Below are 18,987 nucleotides of genomic sequence, written 5' to 3' on the forward strand. Positions count from 1 at the left end.
TGTAGTGTATTCACGTATTAGTGTATTAGGACTTAGGAGGTATCATGAAATTTACTCATCGCAGTACAGTAAGTAAAGCAGTATTAACGGCCTTAGTTGTGAGTGCGACAAGCGGTAGTGTGTGGGCTGCTAATTACGATGAAGCAAATTTACAAGATTTAGGTAAAGTAGTATTGGTAACAGCTAGTCGTCTGTCGGAAGAAAAAGTAGATGTGCCAGCAGATACAACAGTTATTACGGCGAAAGAAATTGAGCAAGGGAATTATAATCAAGTGTCTGATGCATTAAAGGCTAATAATGTACCTGTAATTCAGAAAGGCTTTGCCGCATATCCTGAATTAAATGGTGACACGCGAGTACTTGTTATGGTAAACGGTCGTAAGATGAACTGGGATCATTTAGTGGTATCTGGTGCTTCTAATGCTATTGATATTGATCAGATTCCTATGGATAATATTGAACGTATTGAAGTAGTAAAAGGACCTAATTCTGCGTTGTATGGTGAGCGAGCCGTAGCTGGTGTTATTAATATTATCACCAAGACTCCAACAATGGGACAGCAGACAACAGTTCGTGGTGAATTAGGTAGTTGGGGGCATCGCAAAGGAACTATTATCACTCAAGGTGGAGATGAAAAGAATGGGTATTTTGTATCATATACAAAAGAACGTCGCGATAACATAGACTACAAGGACTATCGTGGCAATACGCATGAATTTCCTGATACGTATATTAATCGTGATAAATGGACTGCTCGTTATGATCGTTACATAGGTGATGACTTATTAAGTTTAGATTTTAGCCGCATTGAAAAGAAAGATGGTTATGGAATTCGCTTGAAAAATCCTCTCTTAGGAACTGTTACTGGTGCAGGTAATGTAAAAGAGACTACTGATATGAGTTATGGCGTTACATATAACTTTGGTAGTGATTCTGGAACTTTTATTCGCGCATATAGAAATACGGAAGTAAGTGATTTTGGCTCTGGTTCTACCTCTAGTTCGTATAGTCATGATTTATCTATGGATGGCATTGAAGGGCAGAAGACTTGGCAATTAGGAAATCATACTTTAATTAGTGGTGTGACTTATAACCAAGAACATATTAAAGAGGAAAATAACGGTGTTGCCTTTGATCGTTCTATGATAAGTAAAGCAGTTTATGTAGAAGATAAATGGGAATTAGGTCGTGGTTGGACGGCTAATTTTGGAACTCGTTATGAGCACCAAGATATGTTTGGTGGCGATTTTGCTTCTCACATTGGCTTAAATAAGAAGTTAAATGACAATACCCATGCGTATATTTCTTGGGGCCAAGCAGTAAATAACCCAACTCTTAAGATGTTGTATGCTGCTACCGAATTTTGGCGTGGCAATCCTGATTTAGAACAAGAAAAATCACAGACGGTAACGCTTGGTATTGATAGTGATGTGACAGATCGATTGACTGTATCTGCTAGTGTATTTAATAGTCGTTTGAAAAATGCACTTTCTTGGGTAAATGGTTCTTATGGCCCTAATAATACGTATATTCCAGGCTATTATGAAAATGTAAATCGTGAAAAAAGACAAGGTTTGAATCTAAGCGCTACCTATCGTCTGGATGAAGCTTGGAAAGTAAGAGCTGGCTACAGTTATTTGAAAGTTCGCCAAGATACAGGTAGTGGTTATGTAAATGCAACTGATAACCGCAATCCTAATCGCTATAGTTTAGAATTTTCTTATGAGAAGAATCGTTGGTCAGTTAATAACTTATTCCAGTATGTAACAGGCCGTTCAGAAACACAATTTTCTGACTCCTCTTATTTTGTCTGGGATGTGAATGTAAATTATAAAATTAATGAGGCTACAAAGGTATACGCACAAGCCTTTAATTTGACAAATGAGGCTTATGAAGTAGAGCCATCGACTACAATTGGTTCGTATGCTATGCCTGGCCGTCATTATGTTGTAGGTGTAGAACATACCTTTTAATTAATTGTAATAAAGATAGAAGGAGATTTGTATGGAACTATTAGAATTATTTCACCAAGGTGGTCTTGTAATGTACCCCCTTTTACTTTGCTCAATCATTGCGATTGCTATTTTGGTAGAGCGTGTACGCACTTATAGCGCAGCTAAATCCAACATGGATCGCTTGCGTGAGGAAGTACCTGTATTAGCGGCGGCTAACAATGAAAAAGGGTTAGAAGAATTATGTGCTGAAGATGGTGGTGTGGCTGCAGAAATGTTGAATGCAGCTATTCGTCGTCAAACTGTAAAATCTAAAAATGCAGCGTTACAAGGAGCTGCTGGCGCTATCGCTGGTCGCCTTCGCTCTCGTTTAAGCTATTTAGAAACTATTGTTACGTTGGCACCATTACTTGGTTTGCTTGGTACAGTAACCGGTATGATTAGTTCTTTTAGCGTATTATCTGTATCTGATGGTCAACCCTTTGCTATTACTGGTGGGGTTGGTGAAGCTTTAATCGCTACGGCTACTGGCCTTTGTGTAGCTATTGTAGCATTAGTTATTCATTCGTACTTAGTACATAAACAGGATGGACTCATTACGGATATGGAAGAAATCGGTAATGTATATATGAACGCTGCTGTTGGTGTAACAACGGAAGAAGGAGCTATTAGTGCAAATTAGAAGTCTTCGTACGACTAATAAACCAAAGCTTATGATTATTCCTATGATTGACATTATATTCTTCCTATTAGTGTTTTTCATGATGAGTATGCTTTCCATGGTTGTACAGAAATCAATGCCTGTAAACTTACCAACAGCTACGGCTAGTTCAGTAGATTTGCAGCGTAAAATTCCTATTACGATTACAGCAGATGGTCGTATTTATGTAGAACAAGATTCATATGCAAACTTAGAAGGTATGGCGCAACGTTTAGAGGCAGAAAAAGCTAAAGGTGGCGACTTAACAATTATCTTACGAGCAGATCAAAAAGCACAGTACGGTACTTTCGTACAAGTTTTGGATACGCTAAAAAATATGAATCTAAACAAAATTGCAGTGGCTACTGAGAGTAAGTAGGTGATAGTTATGGATGAAACTACACAAGCTGTAACCAAAAATCCATCACCTTTTGCTCATATCTACAAGAATCGTTGGCGTATGGCCATAACTTCATCAGTGATTATTAATTTGGCACTAGTGAGTGGTATGGTATGGTCTTTTTTACAAAAGCCAGATTTAGTACCTGATCGAACGCCTATTTCTATTAATGTTGTAGGTGATGTAGGTGTTTCAGCAGGAGGGCCACAAGTAGCAGCGCCACAAAAATCGTCGGTCCAACCACCAGCACCTATGACAGAGGAGCAAGTAGAGGCCATTAAAAGTGGTGTACCAGTGGAGCAAGTTATTAAGCAGGATGCACAACCAAGAACGAATACATCGTCTCAAAGTACTAACTATAGTGCTAGCCAAGTAGGTGATCCTAGTGGTAATAGCCAAGGCGGAGCTAGTGAAGGCAGTGCTGGTAATGGTAGTTCTGAAGGTACTGGTGGCGCTGAGGTAGCGACTCCTCATGAACCAGTGGTAATTGGTGCTGAATATTTAGGGCCTCGTACATTACCTGGTAGTGGTAATGTTGTGGTGTATGTAATGATTAATGAAGCTGGCCGTGCTGTAGAAGTAGATATTATTAGTAGTAGTGGTAATGGATCGTTAGATCGATGGGCCTTGCAACAGGCTCGAAATAGTGCTTACCGCCCCAAAACAGTTGATGGTGAACCTGTTGTTTCAGAGGCAAGGATTGAATTTGGAAGTTAAATTTAGTTAATGAAAGTTCAGGAGGGCGGATATGTTCGCCCTTCTGTTTTTTAGTTATATATAGTAACTATACATTTGTGATTTAAGAGAGGAGCTTATTATAATGAAAGTAAGTTGTGTGGGTGCCAAGCAGCGTCAAGCGGTGTTGGCTAGTCGTGTGTTAGGAGCTTTAGTGCTTGGTGGCTTATGGAGTGTTAGTGTATTTGGTAATTCCGTAGCGGCAAGAGATTATAGTGATTTGCAAGATTTGGGAAAAGTAACATTGGTGCAGGAAAAATCAGAGCCTGTAGAGGTTACGCCAGTAGGAAATGAAAATCCTGTATACGCTGGGGGTCAAGTATCTCGAGTAAACTCAATAGGTATGCTTGGCAAAAAAGATTTTTTAGATACGCCTTTTAATGTAACCGGTATTACGGCTGAAACTATGGCTAATCAGCAAGCTACGAATATTATTGACGTGGCATCTAATGATGCGTCTGTAAATGATCAGACTTTATCTGGTGCTTCTAATGCATGGAATATTCGCGGTTTTAAAACGACCCAACAAGATGTGCAATTCAATGGTGTATATGGAATTGCGCCACGTTTTTATACCGGTGTTGAAGGTCTTGACCGCGTAGAAATCCTTAAAGGACCAAGTGCTATGCTTAGTGGTATGGCACCTAATGATACAGTGGGCGGTGTTATTAATTTTGTACCAAAGCGAGCTGGTGATACACCGGTAAACCAAGTAACGCTAAGTTATGGCACAGGTCATCAATTTTCACAACAATTGGACATGTCACGACGTTTTAATGATGGCAAATATGGTGTAAGTTTAACAGTGTTAAACCGTGGTAAACAAGAGACTACCTATAAAGATGAATCGAATAGTGCTAGTACCGTATCATTAGGCTTGGATGCTAAAGGTGAACGTTGGCGTACCTCTTTAGATTTAGGTTATGTATATAATGACATTGAAAATCCGCAGTACCGTGTGAGCATTTCAGAAAAAGTAGCTGCTAAATTAACAGCCTTGCCTGATGTAGCGGATGATGCGAAATTTGGCGCGCCTGGTACATATCGCAGAATTACTGAAAAATTTGGTCTTTGGAAAGGTGAATATGACCTAAATGAAGACTGGACGGCTTATGCTGCCTTTGGTATGCGTAGTACATCTATGGACTATTTATACAATACATTTACTTTATCCAATGATAAAGGTAGTTCTAAGATTGCCTATAAACATAATGGACAATTAAATAAAGGGATTACAGCTGAATTAGGGGTAAAAGGTAAGATTGAAACGAATTCGTTAGACCACGAAATTAGTATTGGTGCCTCTCGTATTGATTACAAGCGATATATGAATAATCGCAATATTGATTTAGCTGGTACGGGTGCTACAAGCGTTTATAATCCAACCTTTGATGCGTATATTGATGACAATATTTCCTATTTGCCACTTAATGATAAAAATAGCTTGAAGAGTATTGCTATTAGTGATGTTATTTCTACTAAAGATAAAAAATGGCAGTTTATGGTAGGTGGCCGTTTACAAAGTGTGAAAACTGATACCTATAGTTATAAAAATAACAATCTTACCGGTGTTACTAGCTATGATGAAACTGCCTTTTCCCCAGGGGTTGCGATTGTGCATAAATTAAATGATAAAACATCTATTTATGCTAACTATATTCAAGGTTTATCAGCTGGGGAAACTGTAACTGATACGAATGCAAGTAATTATGGAGAAGTGTTTGCGCCTTATAAGACTAAACAGTATGAAGTAGGGGCAAAATTTGATTTTGGTAAATTTGCTACGACTGTGAGTGCGTTCCAACTTACTAAGCCAAGTTTGATTGAGAATACATCTACCAATACTTACAGTGTTGATGGTGAACAGCGTAACCGTGGTATTGAAGTGAGCTTCTTTGGTGAGCCAACAAAAGGAACTCGTTGGCTTGGTGGTTTTACATTCTTAGATGCTAAATATACAGCCACTGAAGGAGGCACTAATGAAGGTAATCGTGTAGCAGCGGTGCCACGGTATAGCGCTGTTGTTGGCTTGGAACATGATTTGAAGGGCGTAGAAGGGTTAACGTTAACGACTAAATTAACTTACAATGGTTCGGCTTATATTAATGCTACCAATACTTTAGGTACGCCTGCTTGGGTTCGTTGGGATTTAGGGGCTCGTTATAAATTTAATTGGCATAATACACCAATGACAGTACGCGCTAATGTGTATAATGTATTAGATACGGTAAGATGGCGTGCTCTTGAAAATGCTGTATACTTAGGCACTGGTCGCACCTTTGCTCTTTCTGTAACTGCAGATTTCTAATCGAGGTTGCCCATGAATTGGTATAGACGGCCTTGGTTACTAGGGATGTTACTACTAATTGGACTTGTTGTATTGGCGGGCTTTTCACTTACTGTGGGAGCCCGTCATATTACCTGGCCTATTATTTGGAAAGCTTTAGTAGCCTATGACCCTACGCAAGTGGATGAGTTATTAGTGCGTACGTTGCGCGTGCCACGGCTTTTATTGGCTATTGCTTGTGGCGTTAGCTTTGGCGTAGCTGGCGCTTTAATGCAAGGGGTTACGAATAATCCTATGGCAAGTCCTTCCATTATGGGGATTAATGCGGGGGCAGCTTTAGGACTAGCGATTGCTATGATTATATGGCCCTATAGTAGCTTAAATGTAATGATTGTATTTGCTTTTGGCGGGGTCTCGCTAGCTACTGTAGCTATAATGTTGTTGGCTAACCGCAATGGCAGTCGTATGTCGCCTGTTTTTTTAGCATTAGCAGGTACGGCTGTGAGCGCTGTCCTTTTAGCAATAACACAGGCTTTAGTTGTTTATTTTGATGTAGCACAAGATCTTAGCTATTGGACGGCCGGTGGTATTAGTGGTGTCCGTATGGCACAGGTGTTACTGTTATGGCCTTGGACCGTGCTTGGCTTAGTAATGGCCATTGTGTTGTCAAAGTCTGTTACCTTGCTTAGTTTTGGCGAAGAAATGGCCATAGGTCTTGGTAGTCATATGGGACGCATTCGTTTGTTAGCTGGTCTTGCAGTGCTAGTTCTTTGTGGTTCGGCTGTAGCAATAGCCGGTCCGATTGGTTTTGTTGGTTTAGTGACACCGCATATGGCGCGTAAATTAGTTGGTATCGATTATCGTAAGGTAGTACCGATTACGGCTTTACTAGGGGCGATTTTATTAGTGGCTGCAGATTTAGTAGCTCGCAGTGTGGCAGCGCCTTTTGAAATTCCCTTGGGGGCTATTACAGCTCTCATCGGGGTGCCTTTCTTCTTATATTTGGCAAATCGAAAGGGGGCACGGTCATGACGGGTCATCAAAAACGATTTTGCCTATATAGTGTAGTATTTCTTGTATTATTACTTATCTTTTTCTTCCTCCATGTAAGCACAGGTTTCACCTATTATTCTGATGCGCATTTGTTACAGATACTGCTCGGTGGTGGTAGTGCGGAAGAAAATCTAGTTGTCTTTGACTTTCGCTTAGTTCGAGCGGTGTTAGCAGTTCTAATTGGGATGGGCCTTGCGTTAGCTGGGGCGGTATTTCAACAGTTAACGCGCAATGAATTGGCTGGGCCAAGTTTACTAGGGGTCAATGCTGGCGCTGGCTTAGGTGTTATGCTTTTGATTTTTATAACGCCCTCTAATCAAGGGTTGCCTATATGGTCTTTGCCTTTAGTAGCGGTCGCAGGTGCCTTGTTAGCAGCCGGTAGTATTTATGGATTGTCTATGCGTAAGAGTACTGTGAATAGTACATATTCTTTAGTTTTGAGTGGTATTACGTTGACAGCCGGTATCCACGCTTTACAAACGTTGTTAATCGTGACACTATCTCCTGAAAAATTTAACCAAGTGAATACATGGATTATTGGTAATATTGCAGGTAATACTTGGCTCCATGTCATTATTTTAGGTGTTGTAGTTGTGGTATTAGCGCTTACGCTATATGTGAATCGGACGACCCTTAATGTTTTGGGTCTTCGGGATGAGACGGCGATTGGTCTAGGCGTGCGTATTCATAGAAGTCGAGTGTTGTTTTTGGTCATCGGTGTGATACTAGCAGCAACTTGTGTAGCGGTTGGTGGAAGTATTGGCTTTATTGGTCTTGTAGCACCTCATATTGCTAGGCGTTTAGTCGGTGCAGATTGTACCTACGTATTGCCTTTGACGGCGCTTATAGGGGCGTGGTTATTGATTACAGCCGATTGGGTGGGGCGCGTTATTATAGCTCCTGATGAAATGTTAGTGGGCATTGTGGTAGCGCTTATTGGAGCTCCGTATTTTCTTTTTATTTTGGCACGGAAACGAGGGTAAAAGTATGAGTGAAACAATGAAAACAGATATACAGATTGAGTCGCTCCGCACAGGGTATGATAAAACTGTAATTATCGATAACTTAAACCTTACCATTCCCCGTGGCAAAGTGACGGCTTTAATCGGGGCCAATGGTTGTGGCAAATCCACGTTATTAAAAACGATTTGTCGCATCATAACGCCTATGAGTGGCAAGGTATATTTGGATGGACAATCGGTTCACGAAGAAAATACGAAAACCTTGGCTAAGAAAATTGCTATTTTACCACAACATCCGATGGCTCCCCATGGGTTAACTATAAAAGAGTTGTTAGCCTATGGACGGGCCCCTTATAAAAATGGTGTTTTTACACGGATGAATCGGGAAGACAGGGACATTATTAATTGGGCCTTAGCAGTCACTCATTTAGAGGACTTGGCGGAACGTCCCCTTCATCATTTATCCGGTGGACAACGACAGCGTGCGTGGATAGCTATGGCCGTGGCACAAGATACAGAGATTCTCTTTTTAGATGAACCTACCAGTTTCTTAGATATTGCTCACCAGTTAGAAGTGTTGCAATTAGTTGCTGAGTTGAATAAGACGTATGGTAAAACTGTTATTATGGTATTACATGAATTAAATCAAGCTGCTCGTTTTGCAGACCATATTATTGCTATGAAGGCGGGCGAAGTACGGTTTCAAGGGCCGCCGACAGAGGTATTTACGGCTGAAATGTTAGCTGATGTATTCGGTATTACAGCGATGATTATGAAGGATCTTTTGACGAAGTTGCCCTTCTGTATTCCACAAAATGTGGGAGGTAGCCTATGAAAAGTGGGCTAATGAAGGAGATATTGACAGTGCTAACTAGACTGCTACGGCTACCTAGACTAGCGGTGATGCTCCTTTTAGGTATCGTGACTACGACTATACTCGCTGGTTGCGGGGCGATTACGTCTTGGTCGATTACACCTAGTTTAATGACAACTGCTCAGACAGCGAAACCATTATTTCCAGCGGATGTACCCCGAAGTGATACGGCAGAGGCGATTGATGCGGAGTTGACGGCTCGGTATGAAGGCGTAATACAACGGACAAATGCTTTATTTACAGAAACGAATGGTCAACTTATTTTAAAGCATAAATATGGCACGACGGTGATTCCTAAAGAGGCAAAACGAGTTGTTGTGATTCGTCTGGAAGACCCTATGGTAGCCTTAGGGGCGCCTATGGTGGGCGCGTATAATCCACCTACGTTTTATCTACATGATGAATTGACGGCTAACGGCGTGGTGCCGATTAGTATTAATGAAAATATTAAAGCCATTAATTTGGAACAAGTGCAAGCACTGAAACCAGATTTAATTCTCTTACGTGATTCATTTGACCGTAATGCTTATGTGGCTTTGAGTAAAATTGCGCCCGTAGCGGCTTTACGACTGCAAGATACAGAGGTAACGCTGTTAGCGTTGGGAAAAATTTTACATCGGGAAGAACAAGCAAACGCACGTTTGCAACTGTATTATGACCGAGTAAAACAAGCCCGCATGGATATAAAGGGCCGCATTGGTAATAGCCCCGTAGCCTTACTTCGTATCTTGAAAAAAGAAGTGCGCCTCTACCCGTATTCGACCAATGATATTAATCGTTTCATGTATGAGTTACTTCATTTAACGCCAGATCCAATGGCGGTTGCGCAAGATTCAGGTGATACCAATGTAGTATCCCTTGAAATGTTACTAGAATTAAAAGCGCAGTATCTCATTGTGTCCAGTGGCTATGGGCCAAGTAGTAGTGGCAATAATGAAGCGGCTCAAAAACGGTATGAAGAGTTGCAAGACGACCCTCTGTGGCAAACCATTCCGGCTGTTAAGGCAGGGCACATTTTAAATGTAAATCCCGTTATTTGGAATGCTCATGGTATTATTGCGAAAGAGCGGGCTATTGAGGATTTGCATAGGTATTTTATGACAGTTGAATAAAGATTTTGCTATGATATTACGCTAAGAGTGTATAGATTTGATGCGGTAGGTTTTGGGGTAAGATTAAAAAAACTATTAGCAAATTTATGTAAAACAGTTTGTCTTTATGAATTTATAACATAAAGACAAACTGTTTTTTTATTGAAGTTGATATTGGGAAATTAGGATTAAATACATAAAGATTTGATTATGAAATTAAAACAAAATTAATATGAAAAAATCTAGTTTATGATATGAAGTTATTAAAAACATTTTAGAAGGTGTAGTGTTATATAAAAATTAGATAAAGGTGAAAAAATTCCGGGGGGGGTAGAATAATTATCTGGTAAATATGGTTGTTTATAAGCATTTTGAAAAATGAAAAATAATTCAAAAATATTTTATAAAAAAATATTGATTAATTTAATTGATAATTGAGAGTAAAATATAATTATAGAGACATAGTTAAGTCCTATGGTGAGAATGACAATTAGTCAGGGAGAGTTTGCCTATGAGATTAAGTGCTGTATGTTAATTGTGTAAGATGTTGTATAAGTTAGAAGGAGATTATTTATGAACGGTGTATCTAAGAAATTATTATTATTAAGCCTTAGTGTAACTATGATTAGTGGTAATGTGTGGGGCGCCACTAACACAGAGGGGGTAGGAAATGGTGTAGCTATTGGAGAGAGTTCAGAAACTAACTCAGCTGGGGATGTGGCAATTGGCAAGGGGGCTGTTGCAAAAGGAACTGATGGGAAAACGCCTAATTTATCCAGCGCTATTGCTATTGGGTTGAATGCTACGGTTCAAGGTACTGGTACAGCTGCTAATGCTGATAATCCATTAAATGGTATTGCTATAGGTAGAAATGCTAAGGTAATAAAAGCTAATGCTATTGCGATGGGTGATGGAGCTGAAGCACTAAATCAAAATAATGTATCAGTTGGTTTACAAGCCGGTGTAGGAACAACTGGATATTATAATTTTGCTTTTGGTTCAGAAGTGGGACAGTATTTAGGTGGTGAAGAGAACATCTCTCTTGGTCGTTGGGCTAATACACATACGGCGCAAACAAAAAATACAGATAGTCACAATATAGCAATTGGTCTTAATGCTTTGAGAGAGAGTAAAAGCTGGACAGGAAGCCCAATTATTAGTTCTGTATATTCAAAAGGTGGTAATGTAGCATTAGGTAGTGGTGCTTTAGAGGGATCAGAAGGGGCATCCAATGTAGCTCTTGGTGTTCGTGCAGGGAGAAACATTAATGGAGCTGGAAATATTATTCTAGGTACAGTTGCAGGTGCTAACGCAGGCATAGATGCTAATACTAATAATAAAGGTACAGCACTTACTAATTCTATTGTTATGGGTACACAAGCGGGAAATAATGCCGGTGGAGATAAGAGTGTTATTATTGGTCATTTCCAAAATAATGCTGTAGTTGCCAGCAATGTAGTTGCTATAGGCTCTAACTCGAGGATAACCAAGCAATTTGGTTTAGGTTTAGGTCATGGAATTACAAATGATGCTAAATATGGATTAGTAGTAGGTTCTTATAATAAGTTAGAAAGTACTGCTGAAAAGTCTGGTGTATTTGGTATAGGTACTTATGGTGTAACTTCTGTATCGGGCCGTGAAAGCTATGCGATTGGTAATAGTAATCAGATATCTACTAATAGTACTTTTGTATTAGGCAATAATATCAAAAATACATTAGATAACTCAGTATTTCTTGGTAGTAAATCAGCATATGTAGTTAGTGGGAGTACAACAAAAGGGATTGACGTATATACAAGTGATACCATAAATGGACAAAATTTAAGCTTTGCTGGAGGCGATAATATTGCTGGCGTCGTTTCTGTTGGTAGTACAAATACGGGCGAAGGGGAAGGAACGAGACGGATTCAAAATGTAGCAGCGGGATTAGTAAGTAAAGATTCTACAGATGCTATAAATGGTAGCCAGCTTTACGCTGTAGCTAATTCTATTAATGAATCTATTAACAATATTACTGATAGTAATACGTATACAACTGGAGGCAGTTATAATTCAGCTACAAAGTCAATTGATTTTATTCAGAATGATACTTCTAAGAATTATAGCGTAGATGTAAGCGGTATTGTGAATGGTATTTCGGATGCAGTGAATACAGGTCTCAATTTTAAAGGTGATGTAGGTAGTATTACTAATGTTAAAATGGGAGAATCGTTATCGATAGTAGGTGGTGCGTCCGAATTAGCTACTGCGAATAATATTGGTGTAGTAAGTAGTGATAAACAATTACAACTTCGTTTAGCAAAAGATATTGATTTAGGGAAAGATGGCAGTATAACAATTGGTGAGACAGTCATTAATAATAGCGGATTAAAAATTGAAAATGGTCCTACTATTAATGATAATGGTATTGATATGGGAGGTACATCGATTACCAATATTAAACCGGGAGATATTAGTAAAGGATCTACTGATGCGGTAACAGGGGATCAATTATATGAAACAAATCAAAAAGTTACTAATTTATCGGGTAATTATAATCACTTGAATCGTAAGATTGATAAAGTTGGTGCAGGGGCAGCTGCTTTAGCGGGGTTACATCCACTTGGTTTTAATGCTGATGATAAATGGTCATTTGCTGTAGGTTATGGTAATTACAAAAATTCAGATGCAGTTGCACTAGGAGCATATTATCAACCTAATGAAGATACTTTGTTGGGAGTGGCTAGTTCTATGGGTAATGGTGAAAACATGTTTAATGCTAGTTTATCCTTTAAAGTTGGACAGTCTAGTGGAGTATCTAGATCTCGGGTGGCTATGGCACAAGAAATTATTGATTTAAAACTAGATAATCAAAACTTGCGTGATAAAGTTAATGAATTAGATGCGAAAGTTAATCAGTTGCTAGGTATTATCAGTAATACGCCAGCATTAGCTGCTTCTAATGAGGGAGAAAGTAGAATTCGTATTGATCATATTTCTGGTGAAGCTAATAGTAAAGATAAAATTGAACGCGTGCGTATCAATGATGAATCTAATGATCAAGTTGAACGTGATGTCTATGGCAATGTGATTTCTGTTAAATAGTAAATATTAGTAGTGTTAAATTTGAAATATAGGAGTTTATCATGAGTTAAATTATAAATAATTTGAGAGAGGTCATTTTGTAAATTTTCATTGTATTATCAACGAGCCTGTACTATAATAAAGAAAATACACAAAAAAGCTAGGGGAGCCTGTAGGCTGAGAAAAGTGCTTGAACACTTGACCCTTGACCTGATTCGGATAATGCCGACGTAGGAAAGCTGTACAGGACGTTTCATAAGCTCATCCACGTGGATGAGCTTTTTATTTTTGCTTTTTTGCGTGTTTTAGACAGTCATTCGTTATATTTAGACCTATGTAGGAGGCCTCTCGATGAAACAGCAAGATAATCAATGTAAAAACACGACAGTAGTAAAGCAAGGTAGCTATACCACGCAAATGGATGCGGCTCGCAAGGGTATTGTGACGCCTCAGATGGAGGTGGTAGCCGCTAAAGAACAACTGCGCCTAGAGGATGTAATGGCCTTGTTAGCCTCAGGGAAAGTGGCCATTCCTGCTAATAAACATTACAAAAGTTTATCGCCTGAAGCGGTAGGTGAACGTTGTCGTACTAAAATTAATGTGAATCTTGGCGTTTCACCGGAGCATAATAATATAGAGGAAGAATTAGAAAAAGTACGCAATGCCATTGCGATGAAAGCAGAAGCCATTATGGACTTATCCAATTTTGGTAAGACGCAGGAGTTTCGTCGTAAATTGATTGATATGTCTACCGCTATGATTGGCACTGTACCTATGTATGATGCAGTTGGTATGTTAGATAAAGACTTAAAAGATATTACGGTAGATGAGTTCTTTTCAGTGGTGGAACAGCATGCGAAGGACGGCGTAGATTTTATGACCATTCATTGTGGGATGAATCGTAAAACAGCGCAACGGATTAAAGATAATCCTCGTTTGACAAATATTGTGTCACGTGGGGGCTCCTTGCTCTTTGCTTGGATGGAAATGAATAATCAGGAAAATCCATTTTATGAATACTATGACCGCTTACTAGAAATTTGTGAAACTTATGATGTTACGTTAAGTCTAGGCGATGCTTGTCGGCCAGGCTGTACGCACGATGCGACGGATGCGGCTCAAATTGAAGAATTAATCACGTTAGGCGAATTGACAAAACGGGCGTGGGCGCATAATGTACAGGTAATGATTGAAGGGCCAGGGCATATGGTGCTTAATGAAATCGCGGCTAATATGACATTAGAAAAACGCCTTTGCCATGGAGCGCCATTTTATGTACTTGGTCCATTAGTGACAGATATTGCACCTGGTTATGACCATATTACGAGTGCCATTGGTGGGGCTATTGCCGGATCTTGTGGGGCTGACTTCTTATGCTATGTGACACCAGCGGAACATTTGCGTTTACCAACGATTGACGATGTAAAAGAAGGTATTGTTGCTACGCGTATTGCCGCTCATGCAGCCGATTTGGCAAAAGGCATTCCAGGCGCACAGGCTTGGGATGATGCTATGAGTAAAGCTCGTGCTGAAGTAGATTTTGATACTATGATTAAACTGGCTATTGATCCTGAAAAGGCACGTCGCTACTATGAATCAAGTAAGCCAGAGTGCGAAGGAACCTGTACGATGTGTGGTAAAATGTGCCCTGCTCGAACGATGAAACATATTTTAGCAGGTGAAGATGTGTCGATTCGGTAGTATTCGGTGGATGGGCTAATTTTTACAAAGTTTCTTTTTTAGGGTGAGGTTTGACTAAATATTTTGAGAGGACTATACTTTTATTAGGGTTATGTGTTAGTTTTTTAGTTATAATAAATAATATGTTAGGGATGAAAGTGAGATTGATATATTGCATGCTAGGTTGCGCTTATATGTTTTATCTATCTTTACATTCCTATTGTGTTATGCTATATTATTATTAAATAGTGCCCTTAGTTGTAGGCATCCCACTATGAGGGAAATGCTGAAGCTTAGGGCTTTTTTTGTAGAGGGAATTATGGAAAAGCGGATTGCAATTTTAGTAGATGGTGGATTTTACCAAAAAAGAATACATGCTTTAAAAGATTTCGACACACCTAAACGAAGTGTCGATTTTTTTTATTGAATACTGTAAACGTCATATTCGAGCAGAAAAATATGATAGTTTTTCTTTATATAGGATTTTTTACTACGATTGCCCACCTAGTGAGAAAGAAGTATATAATCCATTAACAAAAACTGTTATTAGATTAAAAGAGTCCGAACAATATAAATGGATGACAGAGTTTATAAAAGAATTAAAAACTAGACGTAAAGTAGCTTTGCGTTTAGGTCGATTAAGTGAGAATGATATTGTTTATAATTTAAAACCAAAGATAACTAAAAAACTATTGAACGGGTCTATAGGCATAGAAGATATAACGGAGAAAGATGTATATTTGTCAATTGGGCAAAAGGGCGTTGATATGAAATTAGGTATAGATATAGCTTCTTTAGCATATAAACGGCAGGTTGATAAAATTGTTTTGATTGCAGGTGATAGTGATTTTGTACCTGCTGCAAAATTAGCTAGGCGGGAAGGCATTGATTTTATTTTAGATTCATTGTGGAATCCTATTAATGAAGATTTACATGAACATATTGATGGGCTAAAAAGTTGTATTTGGAAAAATGGAGAAAAGTAGGCTTTATATGGTATAATAAAATGTAAAATATGTAATAGCACTTTTTAGTCATCGTTGCAGAAATAGACCTCTTATAATTGAGTGGCGAAGCTTGATTGTAACGAGTGTTTTGATAAACTGATTAAAAAGTAAGTTAATAATTACTGTTGCATTAATGGAGGGTATAATGAACCAGAAAGAGCTTGTCATTGTTGTTGATTTTGGCGGCCAGTATAATCAGCTGATTGCCCGTCGTGTTCGTGAAAATCACGTATACTGCGAAGTGTATCCGTACGATAAAGCAGTGGCTAAAATCAAAGAATTGAATCCAATGGGCGTTATTTTTACAGGTGGTCCTAATAGCGTGTATGAAGAAAATTCGCCACGCATTGAAAAAGAAGTATTTGAATTAGGTATTCCTGTACTTGGTCTTTGCTATGGTATGCAATTGATGGCGCATACATTAGGGGGCGAAGTTAAATCCGCTGAAGCTCGTGAATTTGGGAAAACCCCTGTAACAGTAAAGACTGATTCTCCACTTTTCAAAGGGCTTAGTGAAAATGAAATTGTGTGGATGAGTCACGTAGATTATGTAGCCTCTGTACCAGAAGGTTTTGAAATTGTAGGTCATACAGCTAACTGTCCAGTAGCAGCGATGCAGAATACAGAACGTAAGTTGTATGCTATGCAATATCATCCAGAAGTACTTCACAGTGAGCATGGCAAGGAAATGATTCATAACTTCCTATTTGAAGTGTGTGGTTGCCATGGTGAGTGGACAATGGCTAATTATGCCAAAGTAGCGATTGAAGAAATCCGTAACAAAGTGGGTGACGGCAAAGTATTATTAGCTTTATCTGGCGGTGTAGATAGCTCCGTTGCAGCTGCTCTTATTTCTAAAGCTGTGGGTGAGCAATTAACTTGTATCTTTGTTGATCATGGTTTAATGCGTAAAAATGAAGGTGATGAAGTAGAAGCAGCTTTCAAAGACTCTGGTATGCATTTTATTCGTGTAGATGCGGCAGATCGTTTCCTTGGCCGTTTAGCTGGCGTTGAAGAACCAGAACAAAAACGTAAAATTATCGGCGAAGAATTTATTCGTGTATTCGAAGATGAAGGCCGAAAAATTGGGTCTGTTGATTTCTTAGCACAAGGTACAATTTATCCTGACGTAATTGAATCTGGTGCTGGTGATGCAGCGGTTATTAAAAGTCATCATAATGTTGGCGGTTTGCCAGCTGTTGTTGATTTTAAAGGCCTTATTGAACCACTTCGCAACTTATTTAAAGATGAAGTTCGTGAATTGGGAGCTGAGCTTGGTTTAGCTGATTATCTTGTATGGCGTCAACCATTCCCAGGTCCTGGCTTGGCGATTCGCGTAATGGGTGAAATTACTCGTGAAAAGTTAGATATTCTTCGTGATGCGGATGCTATTTTCCGTGAAGAAATTGCTAATGCAAAACTTGATCGCTCCATTAATCAGTACTTCGCTGTGCTTACTAGCACACGTACTGTTGGTGTTATGGGTGACTTCCGTACGTATGATTACACCTTGGCACTTCGTGGTGTAACCACTACGGACTTTATGACAGCCGATTGGGCTCGCATTCCATATGACGTGCTTGATAAAATCTCGGTTCGTATTGTAAATGAAGTACAACATATTAACCGTATCGTGTATGATATTACTTCTAAACCACCAGCTACGATTGAGTGGGAATAAGATAAAATAATAAAAAGACCATACATCCTCCTCGTTTCCTGCGTTGCTACGCAACAATGGTCACTACGAAAGATGTATGGTCTTTTTCTGTATGTAAGAGGGTGAGGGAAGAAACTAATTTTAGCTCATTATATGATATAATTAATGTATGAATTGATTGAGTGGGATTGAAGAAAACATTATAGGGATGTAACGTTAGTTCAAGGAGTTGCTAATGGTATTACATAATAAATTAGGTTTAGAAAATAGTATGGAATTCCGACGTGAAGAGGAACGTATTAGTAAGCAAAAGGCTAAGATGCTTTTTGAAACGGGCCGTCTATTTTCTTTTGAAATAGGGACGTTTAAAGGTTTAGCAGATATTCATAGAACGCTTTTTGAAGATATTTATGAGTTTGCTGGTGAAATACGTGATGTAAATATTGCTAAGGATGGCTTTCAGTTTGCACCACGTATTTTTTTACAACAATCCCTAGATTATATCGATAAATTGCCACATGAGACATTTGATCAGATTATAGATAAGTATTCAGATATGAATGTGGCCCATCCATTTAGAGAGGGGAATGGTCGATCGACTCGATTATGGCTTGATGCTATGTTGCGCTCTAAATTAGGAAAAATTATAGATTGGAATCAGGTAGATAAAGATGAATATTTACAGGCTATGATTCGCAGTCATGTTGCGACTGGTGAATTAAAATATTTATTGCAACAAGCGTTGACAGATGATTTGAGTAAGGGCACTTTTTTTAAGGGATTAGATGCTAGTTATTATTACGAAGGCTATATGACATATAAAACTGAAGAGTTGTGATTAATAAAAAGACCATATATCTTCCTCGGTCCCTGCGGTGCTATGCAACAATGGTTACTACGAAAGATGTATGGTCTTCTTTTGGCACTAAATGTGTAGAAGAATGTTCTATAGAGGATGTATTATTGTTTTTGATTTTAAATATTGAATACAGGATCGTATGTTACAATTCCTTCTATAGGTTCTGCTTGTGAATCAAGCTTAATAGCCATAAAGTATTCGTCTAGGATTTCGAAAGGTGCTTTGAGATTATAGTTTTTAGCAAGTTGATAGCCTGCTTTAGGATAATATTGGGGATGGCCTAAGACAATAATGTAGGTATAGCCCAGTTGTTTGGCAATAGTATGACCTTCTTTTATTAGGGCTAAGCCAATTCCTCGCTTTTGATAGTCAGGTAATATAGATAATGGCGCAAGGGCAAGCGCTACTTTTTTCCCGACTTCCACTTTAGTAAATAGAATATGGCCGACAATTATATTGTTGATTTCAGCAACTAAAGATAGTTTAGGCTCAAAGGATTGACTTTGACGTAATGCAACTACTAAATTTTGTTCATTGCCATCGCTGTGTTCTGCTTCTTTGAAAGCCTCAATGATAAGCTGATAGACTGTTTCATAGTCAGAGGGCTTTTCTTGTCGAATAATCATTATACACCGCCTTATAATAGTTGAATTTATTAGTTATG

At 38.9% G+C, this 18,987-nt stretch carries 15 protein-coding genes and 1 riboswitch; of the genes, 14 read left to right on the forward strand and 1 reads right to left on the reverse strand.

Features of this window, described 5'->3' with window-relative positions:
- The first annotated feature begins 44 nt into the window (after positions 1 to 44).
- From NFR27_RS00750 to fic, 14 genes are all read left to right on the forward strand, one after another.
- Positions 45 to 1,973 (forward strand): TonB-dependent receptor plug domain-containing protein, encoded by a 1,929-nt coding sequence (locus NFR27_RS00750; protein ID WP_251453865.1) that lies wholly within the window; start codon positions 45 to 47, stop codon positions 1,971 to 1,973.
- Between the two features lie 31 nt (positions 1,974 to 2,004).
- Positions 2,005 to 2,634, forward strand: coding sequence for a MotA/TolQ/ExbB proton channel family protein (locus NFR27_RS00755; protein ID WP_251441518.1), 630 nt, complete (start codon positions 2,005 to 2,007; stop codon positions 2,632 to 2,634).
- Positions 2,624 to 3,031 (forward strand): ExbD/TolR family protein, encoded by a 408-nt coding sequence (locus tag NFR27_RS00760; protein ID WP_251441519.1) that lies wholly within the window; start codon positions 2,624 to 2,626, stop codon positions 3,029 to 3,031. Before NFR27_RS00755 ends, NFR27_RS00760 begins: the two co-directional genes overlap by 11 nt.
- Positions 3,032 to 3,040: 9 nt before the next feature.
- Entirely contained in the window at positions 3,041 to 3,769 is a 729-nt protein-coding gene (locus tag NFR27_RS00765) for a TonB family protein (RefSeq protein WP_251441520.1), read from the forward strand.
- A gap of 103 nt (positions 3,770 to 3,872) precedes the next feature.
- A complete protein-coding gene (locus NFR27_RS00770; protein WP_251441521.1) occupies positions 3,873 to 6,095 on the forward strand; it encodes a TonB-dependent receptor in 2,223 nt (740 codons plus the stop codon).
- A gap of 12 nt (positions 6,096 to 6,107) precedes the next feature.
- A complete protein-coding gene (locus NFR27_RS00775) occupies positions 6,108 to 7,106 on the forward strand; it encodes a FecCD family ABC transporter permease (RefSeq protein WP_251441522.1) in 999 nt (332 codons plus the stop codon).
- Positions 7,103 to 8,110 (forward strand): FecCD family ABC transporter permease, encoded by a 1,008-nt coding sequence (locus NFR27_RS00780; RefSeq protein ID WP_251441523.1) that lies wholly within the window; start codon positions 7,103 to 7,105, stop codon positions 8,108 to 8,110. The genes NFR27_RS00775 and NFR27_RS00780 overlap by 4 nt, the downstream gene beginning before the upstream one ends.
- Before the next feature lie 4 nt (positions 8,111 to 8,114).
- On the forward strand, positions 8,115 to 8,924 hold the full coding sequence (locus NFR27_RS00785; protein WP_251441524.1) for an ABC transporter ATP-binding protein: 810 nt from the start codon (positions 8,115 to 8,117) through the stop codon (positions 8,922 to 8,924).
- Positions 8,921 to 10,075, forward strand: a complete 1,155-nt coding sequence (locus NFR27_RS00790) for an ABC transporter substrate-binding protein (protein ID WP_251441525.1) — start codon at positions 8,921 to 8,923, stop codon at positions 10,073 to 10,075. Before NFR27_RS00785 ends, NFR27_RS00790 begins: the two co-directional genes overlap by 4 nt.
- A 552-nt stretch (positions 10,076 to 10,627) precedes the next feature.
- Positions 10,628 to 13,138: a beta strand repeat-containing protein gene (locus NFR27_RS00795; protein WP_251441526.1), complete on the forward strand. Its 2,511-nt coding sequence runs from the start codon at positions 10,628 to 10,630 to the stop codon at positions 13,136 to 13,138.
- Positions 13,139 to 13,269: 131 nt separating this feature from the next.
- A riboswitch (TPP riboswitch) is annotated at positions 13,270 to 13,371 on the forward strand.
- Positions 13,372 to 13,468: 97 nt separating this feature from the next.
- Positions 13,469 to 14,818, forward strand: coding sequence for a phosphomethylpyrimidine synthase ThiC (thiC, locus tag NFR27_RS00800; RefSeq protein ID WP_251441527.1), 1,350 nt, complete (start codon positions 13,469 to 13,471; stop codon positions 14,816 to 14,818).
- Between the two features lie 386 nt (positions 14,819 to 15,204).
- Positions 15,205 to 15,783 carry an NYN domain-containing protein gene (locus NFR27_RS00805; protein ID WP_251441528.1) on the forward strand — a complete coding sequence of 193 codons (579 nt, stop codon included), beginning with the start codon at positions 15,205 to 15,207 and terminating at the stop codon, positions 15,781 to 15,783.
- 166 nt (positions 15,784 to 15,949) lie between these two features.
- A complete protein-coding gene (gene guaA, locus NFR27_RS00810; RefSeq protein WP_251441529.1) occupies positions 15,950 to 17,485 on the forward strand; it encodes a glutamine-hydrolyzing GMP synthase in 1,536 nt (511 codons plus the stop codon).
- 214 nt (positions 17,486 to 17,699) lie between these two features.
- A complete protein-coding gene (fic, locus tag NFR27_RS00815; protein ID WP_251441530.1) occupies positions 17,700 to 18,302 on the forward strand; it encodes a protein adenylyltransferase Fic in 603 nt (200 codons plus the stop codon).
- A 137-nt stretch (positions 18,303 to 18,439) separates the two neighbouring features.
- Here the strand turns inward: fic and NFR27_RS00820 are convergent, their stop codons facing one another.
- Complete coding sequence (locus NFR27_RS00820; protein ID WP_251441531.1) at positions 18,440 to 18,949, reverse strand: GNAT family N-acetyltransferase; 510 nt, start codon at positions 18,947 to 18,949, stop codon at positions 18,440 to 18,442.
- Between the last annotated feature and the right edge of the window lie 38 nt (positions 18,950 to 18,987).

The sequence above is a fragment of the Veillonella intestinalis genome (assembly GCF_943192895.1).
Taxonomy (GTDB): Bacteria; Bacillota; Negativicutes; order Veillonellales; family Veillonellaceae; genus Veillonella_A; species Veillonella_A intestinalis.